The sequence below is a fragment of the Streptomyces sp. NPDC005485 genome, from assembly GCF_040606085.1.
Taxonomy (GTDB): Bacteria; Actinomycetota; Actinomycetes; order Streptomycetales; family Streptomycetaceae; genus Streptomyces.
In genome coordinates, this window is record NZ_JBEXDZ010000075.1 from 34,202 (window position 1) to 42,105 (window position 7,904).

Genomic DNA, 7,904 nt, shown 5'->3' on the forward strand with positions numbered 1-7,904 from the left:
GGCGTTCCCCAGTGATTCCGCTTCTCGTGAGGACTTCTTGAAGATGAGCACGCAGACGCCCGACAGTTTCCCTGACGGTTTCGAGTGGACCGACCTCGATCGGCGTGCCGTGGACACCGCCCGCATCCTGGCGGCCGATGCCGTACAGAAGGTCGGCAACGGCCACCCGGGCACGGCGATGAGCCTGGCTCCGGCGGCGTACACGATCTTTCAGAAGGTGATGCGTCACGACCCCGCCGACCCGGAGTGGACCGGCCGCGACCGCTTCGTCCTCTCCCCCGGCCACACCTCGCTGACCCTGTACACCCAGCTCTTCCTCTCCGGCTACGAGCTGGAGCTGGACGACCTGAAGGCGTTCCGCACGCACGGTTCCAAGACGCCCGGTCACCCCGAGTACGGCCACACGGCGGGCGTCGAGACCACCACCGGCCCGCTGGGTCAGGGCGTCGCCAACGCGGTGGGCATGGCGATGGCCGCCCGCTACGAGCGCGGCCTCTTCGACCCCGAGGCCCCCGAGGGCGAATCCCCCTTCGACCACACCATCTGGGCGATCGTCTCCGACGGCGACCTGGAGGAGGGCATCTCCGCCGAGGCGTCCTCCCTCGCGGGCCACCAGAAGCTGGGCAACCTCGTCTTCGTCTACGACGACAACCACATCTCCATCGAGGGCGACACCGCGACCGCGTTCTCCGAGGACGTGCTCAAGCGCTACGAGGCGTACGGCTGGCACGTACAGCGGATCGAGCCCGAGCTCGGCGGCGACATCGACGTCCACGCGCTGCACACGGCACTCAAGGCGGCGCAGGCCGAGACCGGTCGCCCCTCGATCATCGCGATGCGCACGATCATCGCCTGGCCCGCCCCGAACGCCCAGAACACCGAGGCCTCGCACGGCTCCGCGCTCGGCGCCGAGGAGATCGCGGCCACCAAGCGCCTGCTCGGCTTCGACCCCGAGCGGACCTTCCAGGTCGACCCCGAGGTGCTGGCGCACGCCCGCGAGGCCCTCGACCGCGGCGCCGAGGCGCACGCCGCCTGGGACAAGCGGATCGGCGAGTGGCGCACCGCCGACCCCGAGCGCGCCAAGCTCTTCGACCGGATCGTGGCCGGCCAGCTCCCCGAGGGCTGGGAGCAGTCGCTTCCCGTCTTCGAGGCGGGTACGTCCGTCGCGACCCGCGCCGCGTCCGGCAAGGTCCTACAGGCGCTCGGCGGCGTGCTCCCCGAGCTGTGGGGCGGATCGGCCGACCTCGCGGGCTCGAACAACACCACCATCGACAAGACGTCGTCCTTCCTGCCGAAAGGCAACCCGCTGCCGGAGGCCGACCCCTACGGCCGCACCGTCCACTTCGGTATCCGTGAGCACTCGATGGCCGCGGAGATGAACGGCATCGCGCTGCACGGCAACACCCGCATCTACGGCGGCACCTTCCTGGTGTTCTCCGACTACATGCGCAACGCCGTACGCCTCTCCGCCCTCATGCAGCTCCCGGTGACGTACGTGTGGACGCACGACTCCATCGGTCTGGGCGAGGACGGCCCCACCCACCAGCCGGTCGAGCACCTCGCCTCGCTGCGCGCCATCCCCGGCCTGAACATCGTCCGCCCCGCCGACGCCAACGAGACGGCGATCGCCTGGGCCGAGATCCTCAAGCGGCACGCCGTCAACCCGGCCCCGCACGGCCTGGCGCTGACCCGGCAGGGCGTGCCGACCTACCCCGCCAACGCCGATGCGGCACGCGGCGGATACGTCCTTCAGGACTCCTCCACCGAGACGCCCGACGTCGTCCTCATCGCCACCGGCTCCGAGGTGCAGCTCGCCGTCGCGGCCCGCGAGCAGCTGGAGGCCGAGGGGGTCGGCACGCGGGTCGTGTCGATGCCGTCCGTGGAGTGGTTCGAGGAGCAGTCCGCCGAGTACCGCGCGAGCGTCCTTCCGCCGTCCGTGAAGGCTCGCGTGGCGGTCGAGGCCGGCATCGGTCTGACTTGGTACCGGTACGTGGGTGACGCGGGACGCATCGTCTCCCTGGAGCACTTCGGTGCCTCCGCCGACGCCGAGACCCTGTTCGCCGAGTTCGGTTTCACCGCCGAGAACGTCGCCTCCGCCGCGCGGGCTGTACTTAATTCAACTACGGGCGTCACCGCCGCGCGTGGTTGATCCGTACGCCAGAAAGAAGATGATCACCGTGACCAGCACCACCGACACCCTCAAGTCCCTTTCCGACGAGGGCGTTTCCATCTGGCTGGACGATCTGTCGCGCAAGCGCATCGAGTCCGGCAACCTTGCCGAGCTGATCGGGAAGCAGCACGTCGTGGGCGTCACCACGAACCCGTCCATCTTCCAGGCCGCCATCGGCTCGGGAGAGGGCTACGAGGAGCAGCTCGCCGACCTCGCCGTACGCGGCGTGACGGTCGACGAGGCCGTACGGATGATGACCACGGCCGACGTCCGCGCCGCCGCCGACATCCTGCGCCCGGTGTACGACGCCACGGGCGGCCGCGACGGCCGGGTCTCCATCGAGGTCGACCCGCGCCTGGCGCACGAGACGGCCGCGACCGTGGCCGAGGCCAAGCAGCTGTCCTGGCTGGTCGACCGCCCGAACGTGATGATCAAGATCCCCGCGACGAAGGCCGGTCTGCCGGCGATCACCGAGGTCATCGGCCTCGGCATCAGCGTCAACGTCACGCTGATCTTCTCGCTGGAGCGCTACCGCGAGGTCATGGACGCCTACCTGGCGGGCCTGGAGAAGGCGCAGGCTGCCGGCATCGACCTCGCCTCCATCCACTCCGTCGCCTCCTTCTTCGTCTCCCGCGTCGACAGCGAGATCGACAAGCGGCTCGCGAAGGTGGGCACGGACGAGGCGCTCGCACTCAAGGGCACGGCGGCGCTCGCCAACGCGCGGCTCGCCTACGAGGCGTACGAGGACGTCTTCGGGGGCGGGCGCTGGACCGCGCTCGGCGGGGCCCGCGCCAACAAGCAGCGCCCGCTGTGGGCCTCGACGGGCGTCAAGGACCCGTCGTACAAGGACACGCTGTACGTCGACGAGCTGGTCGCGCCCGGCACCGTCAACACCATGCCGGAGGCCACCCTGCTGGCCACCGCCGACCACGGTGACATCCACGGCGACGCGGTGAGCGGCGGCTACGCCCAGGCCCGCGCCGACCTGGCGGCCGTCGAGCGGCTCGGGATCTCCTACGACGAGGTCGTGCAGCAGCTGGAGGACGAGGGCGTCGCGAAGTTCGAGGCCGCCTGGGGCGACCTGCTCGACGCCGTGGCAACCTCCCTGAGCAGCAAGGGAGTCGAGGGGGAATGACCGAGCGTGAGACGCCTTCCGGCAACGCCGCGCAGGATGCGGCCGCCGCGCCGCAAGGACTGGGTGACCCGGCCGTGGAACCGGGCGAGGTGACCGCGGACGCCGCAGCTGCGACCGCCGCGGACGTCACGGCCGCGCTCGCCGCGGCGCTGGACGCCGACTGGTCCAACCCGCTGCGCGACCCCCGCGACCGCCGGCTCCCCCGCATCGCGGGCCCCTCCGGTCTCGTCATCTTCGGTGTCACCGGCGACCTGTCCCGCAAGAAGCTGATGCCGGCCGTCTACGACCTCGCCAACCGCGGCCTGCTCCCGCCGGGCTTCTCGCTCCTCGGCTTCGCCCGCCGCGAGTGGGCGGACCAGGACTTCGCGCAGGTCGTGCACGACTCGGTGCGCGAGCACTCCCGCACCGAGTTCCGCGAGGAGGTCTGGCAGCAGCTCGCCGAGGGCATGCGGTTCATCCCGGGCGACTTCGACGACGACACCGCGTTCAAGCAACTGCGCGCCTCTGTCGATGAGTTGGACGCCTCCCGGGGCACCAGCGGCAACTACGCCTTCTACCTCTCCGTTCCGCCGAAGTTCTTCCCGAAGGTCGTCCAGCAGCTCAAGAAGCACGGGCTCGCGGACGCGCCGGAGGGCTCCTGGCGGCGTGCGGTCATCGAGAAGCCGTTCGGCCGCGACCTGAAGAGCGCGCGCGAGCTGAACGCGATCGTGCACGACGTGTTCGACCCGGACCAGGTGTTCCGCATCGACCACTACCTCGGCAAGGAGACGGTCCAGAACATCCTGGCGCTGCGCTTCGCCAACCAGATGTACGAGCCGATCTGGAACCGGTCCTACGTCGACCACGTGCAGATCACCATGGCCGAGGACATCGGCATCGGCGGCCGCGCCGGCTACTACGACGGCATCGGCTCGGCCCGTGACGTCATCCAGAACCACCTGCTCCAGCTGATGGCCCTGACCGCCATGGAGGAGCCGGCCGCCTTCGACGCCGAGTCGCTGCTCACCGAGAAGCTGAAGGTCCTCAGGGCCGTCAAGCTGCCCGAGAAGCTGGGCGAGCACACCGTGCGCGGGCAGTACGCGGCGAGTTGGCAGGGCGGCGAGAAGGTGCGCGGCTATCTGCAGGAGGACGGCATCGACCCCGGGTCGACGACCGACACCTACGCGGCCGTGAAGCTGGAGGTCGACAACCGCCGCTGGGCGGGCGTCCCCTTCTACCTGCGCACCGGCAAGCGCCTGGGCCGGCGGGTGACGGAGATCGCGGTGGTCTTCCAGCGCGCCCCCCACTCCCCGTTCGACTCGACGGCCACCGAGGAGCTCGGCGCCAACGCGATCGTCATCCGTGTCCAGCCGGACGAGGGCATGACGGTGCGCTTCGGATCGAAGGTGCCGGGTACGTCGATGGAGATCCGGGACGTCACGATGGACTTCGCGTACGGCGAGTCGTTCACCGAGTCCAGCCCGGAGGCGTACGAACGGCTGATCCTGGATGTCCTGCTCGGCGACGCCAACCTCTTCCCCCGTCACCAGGAGGTGGAAGAGTCCTGGAAGATCCTCGACCCGATCGAGGGGTACTGGGACGCCCACGGCAAGCCGGCGCAGTACCCCTCGGGCAGCTGGGGTCCGAAGGAAGCCGACGAGATGCTCGCACGAGACGGACGGAGCTGGCGCAGGCCATGAAGATCGACCTGACCGACACCACGGCAAGCAAGATCAACAAGGCGCTCGTGCAGGGACGCCGTGCTATCGGCACCCCCGCCGTGGGCATGGTCCTGACGATGGTCATCGTCACCGACGAGGAGAACGCGTACGACGCCATCAAGGCGTCCGAGGAGGCCTCCCGGGAGCACCCCTCACGCACCCTGGTCGTCATCAAGCGTGTCGCCCGCACCCCGCGCGACCGCACCCACTCCCGCCTGGACGCGGAGGTGCGGGTCGGTTCGGACGCGGGCACCGGCGAGACGGTCGTCCTGCGGACGTACGGCGAGGTGTCCGACCACGCCGACTCGGTGGTCCTGCCGCTGCTGCTGCCCGACGCCCCCGTGGTCGTCTGGTGGCCGGTGGACGCGCCCGAGATCCCCGCGAAGGACCCGCTGGGCGCGCTCGCGCAGCGCCGGATCACCGACATGTACGCCGTGGAGCGCCCGCTGGAGGCACTGGACGCTCGGGCCCAGGCGTACACGCCCGGCGACACCGACCTCGCGTGGACCCGGCTGACGCCGTGGCGCTCCATGCTGGCCGCCGCGCTCGACCAGGCCCGCGCCAAGGTGATCTCGGCCGCCGTCGAGAGCGAGGCCGAGAACCCGAGCGCCGAGCTGCTCGCCCGCTGGCTGGGCGCCCGGCTGGGGGTCCCGGTCGAGCGGATCGTGACCGCCGGACCGGTCGTGACCGCGGTGCGGCTCGGCACGAAGAGCGGCGAGATCGTGATCGACCGCCCCGAGGGCCCGCTCGCCACCCTGTCGCTGCCCGGACAGCCCTCGCGCACCCTGGCGCTGAAGGTGCGCAGCACCTCCGAACTGATCGCCGAGGAGCTGCGCCGCCTCGACGCGGACGAGATGTACGCCGTAGCCCTGCGCGGGGACGGCACCAAGGAGAACGCCTCTCATGTCTGACTCACCCAAGCTCACGCACCGTCCGCAGTGGACGGCGCTGGAGGACCACCGCGCAGGTGAGCTGCTCCACCCGCAGCTGCGTGAGCTGTTCGCCGCCGACCCGGAGCGCGCCGAGCGCTACGTCGTGCGCGTCGGCGACCTGCGGATCGACTACTCCAAGCACCTGATCACGGACGAGACCCTCGCCCTGCTCCAGGAACTGGCCGCCGCCACCGATGTGTTCGGCCTGCGGGACGCGATGTTCCGCGGTGAGCGGATCAACGTCACCGAGGACCGGGCCGTGCTGCACAGCGCGCTGCGCGCCGCGCCCGGCGCGGTCGTCGAGGTGGACGGCGAGAACGTCGTGCCCGGCGTGCACGCCGTGCTCGACAGGATGGCCGACTTCGCCGGGCGCGTGCGCTCGGGCGAGTGGACCGGGCACACTGGCCGGCGGATCCGCAATGTCGTCAACATCGGCATCGGCGGCTCCGACCTCGGCCCCGCGATGGCGTACGAGACGCTGCGGGCCTTCTCGGACCGCTCGCTGACCGTCCGCTTCGTGTCGAACGTGGACGGCGCCGATCTGCACGAGGCCGTCCGCGACCTCGACCCGGCCGAGACGCTCTTCATCGTCGCCTCGAAGACCTTCACGACGATCGAGACGATCACCAACGCCACCTCGGCGCGGTCCTGGCTGCTGGCCGGGCTCGGCGGCGAGGAGAAGGCGGTCGCCCGGCACTTCGTGGCGCTGTCGACCAATGCCGGCAAGGTCGCGGACTTCGGCATCGACACGGACAACATGTTCGAGTTCTGGGACTGGGTCGGCGGCCGCTACTCCTTCGACTCCGCCATCGGCCTCTCCCTGATGATCGCGATCGGCCCGGACCGCTTCCGCGAGATGCTCGACGGGTTCCGGCTCGTCGACGAGCACTTCAGGACGGCGCCCGCCGAGGCCAACGCACCTTTGCTGCTGGGCCTGTTGGGGATCTGGTACGGCAACTTCTTCGACGCCCAGTCGCACGCCGTGCTGCCGTACTCGCACTACCTCTCCAAGTTCACCGCCTATCTTCAGCAGCTGGACATGGAGTCCAACGGCAAGTCGGTGGACCGGGACGGCCACCCCGTGGAGTGGGGTACCGGTCCGGTCGTGTGGGGCACGCCCGGCACCAACGGGCAGCACGCCTACTACCAGTTGCTCCACCAGGGCACGAAGGTCATCCCGGCCGACCTGATCGGCTTCGTGAACCCGGTCGCCGAGCTGGAGCCCGAACTCGCCGCCCAGCACGACCTGTTGATGGCCAACCTGTTCGCACAGGGGCAGGCGCTCGCCTTCGGCAAGACCAGTGACGAGGTCCGGGCGGAGGGGGTGCCCGAGGAGCAGGTGGCGCACCGCACCTTCCGCGGCAACCACCCCACCACCACCGTCCTGGCAAGCGAGTTGACCCCCTCGGTCCTCGGCCAGCTGATCGCGCTGTACGAGCACAAGGTGTTCGTCCAGGGCGCGATCTGGAACATCGACTCGTTCGACCAGTGGGGCGTCGAACTGGGCAAGGTCCTCGCCAAGCGCGTGGAGCCCGCGCTCACCGAGGGCGCCGACGTGCCCGGCCTCGACCCCTCCACCGCCGCCCTCGTGGCCGCTTACCGCACCATGCGAAAGAAGTGACTGACATGCAGCTCGGACTCATCGGCCTCGGCAAGATGGGCGGCAACATGCGCGAGCGGATCCGCCGCGCGGGCCACACCGTCATCGGATACGACCGCAACCCCGACCTCGCGGACGTCAGCAGCCTGACCGAACTCGTCGGCCGGCTCGAAGGCCCCCGCGTGGTCTGGGTGATGGTCCCCGCGGGCGGTCCCACCCAGTCCGTCATCGACGAGCTCGGTGAGCTCCTCGAAGCGGGCGACACGGTCGTGGACGGCGGGAACTCGCGCTGGACGGATGACGAGAAGCACGCCGAGGAGCTGGCGGCCAAGGGCATCGGCTTCGTGGACGCGGGTGTCTCGGGCGG

The 7,904-nt window shown here is 70.2% G+C and carries 6 protein-coding genes; all 6 read left to right on the forward strand.

Annotated features, from left to right (window positions below; all coding sequences use genetic code 11):
* Nucleotides 1-43 precede the first annotated feature (43 nt).
* A complete protein-coding gene (tkt, locus tag ABZS97_RS24305) occupies nucleotides 44-2,149 on the forward strand; it encodes a transketolase (RefSeq protein ID WP_356140438.1) in 2,106 nt (701 codons plus the stop codon).
* A 19-nt stretch (nucleotides 2,150-2,168) separates the two neighbouring features.
* A complete protein-coding gene (gene tal / locus ABZS97_RS24310) occupies nucleotides 2,169-3,305 on the forward strand; it encodes a transaldolase (RefSeq protein WP_356140439.1) in 1,137 nt (378 codons plus the stop codon).
* Between the two features lie 149 nt (nucleotides 3,306-3,454).
* Nucleotides 3,455-4,984: a glucose-6-phosphate dehydrogenase gene (zwf, locus tag ABZS97_RS24315; RefSeq protein ID WP_356140444.1), complete on the forward strand. Its 1,530-nt coding sequence runs from the start codon at nucleotides 3,455-3,457 to the stop codon at nucleotides 4,982-4,984.
* A complete protein-coding gene (opcA, locus tag ABZS97_RS24320) occupies nucleotides 4,981-5,916 on the forward strand; it encodes a glucose-6-phosphate dehydrogenase assembly protein OpcA (protein WP_356140440.1) in 936 nt (311 codons plus the stop codon). Before zwf ends, opcA begins: the two co-directional genes overlap by 4 nt.
* The gene (gene pgi, locus ABZS97_RS24325) at nucleotides 5,909-7,558 is read left to right on the forward strand and encodes a glucose-6-phosphate isomerase (protein ID WP_356140441.1); all 1,650 of its coding nucleotides are present in this window, start codon (nucleotides 5,909-5,911) and stop codon (nucleotides 7,556-7,558) included. The genes opcA and pgi overlap by 8 nt, the downstream gene beginning before the upstream one ends.
* 5 nt (nucleotides 7,559-7,563) lie before the next feature.
* Nucleotides 7,564-7,904: NAD(P)-binding domain-containing protein (locus tag ABZS97_RS24330; protein WP_356140442.1), on the forward strand; the 341-nt coding region annotated here is incomplete at its 3' end.

What these genes read in the sequence shown, in the direction of transcription:
- tkt (WP_356140438.1), top strand. Translation starts at nt 44, where the DNA reads ATGAGCACGCAGACGCCCGACAGTTTCCCTGACGGTTTCGAGTGGACC.
- tal (WP_356140439.1), top strand. Translation starts at nt 2,169, where the DNA reads ATGATCACCGTGACCAGCACCACCGACACCCTCAAGTCCCTTTCCGAC.
- opcA (WP_356140440.1), top strand. Translation starts at nt 4,981, where the DNA reads ATGAAGATCGACCTGACCGACACCACGGCAAGCAAGATCAACAAGGCG.
- pgi (WP_356140441.1), top strand. Translation starts at nt 5,909, where the DNA reads ATGTCTGACTCACCCAAGCTCACGCACCGTCCGCAGTGGACGGCGCTG.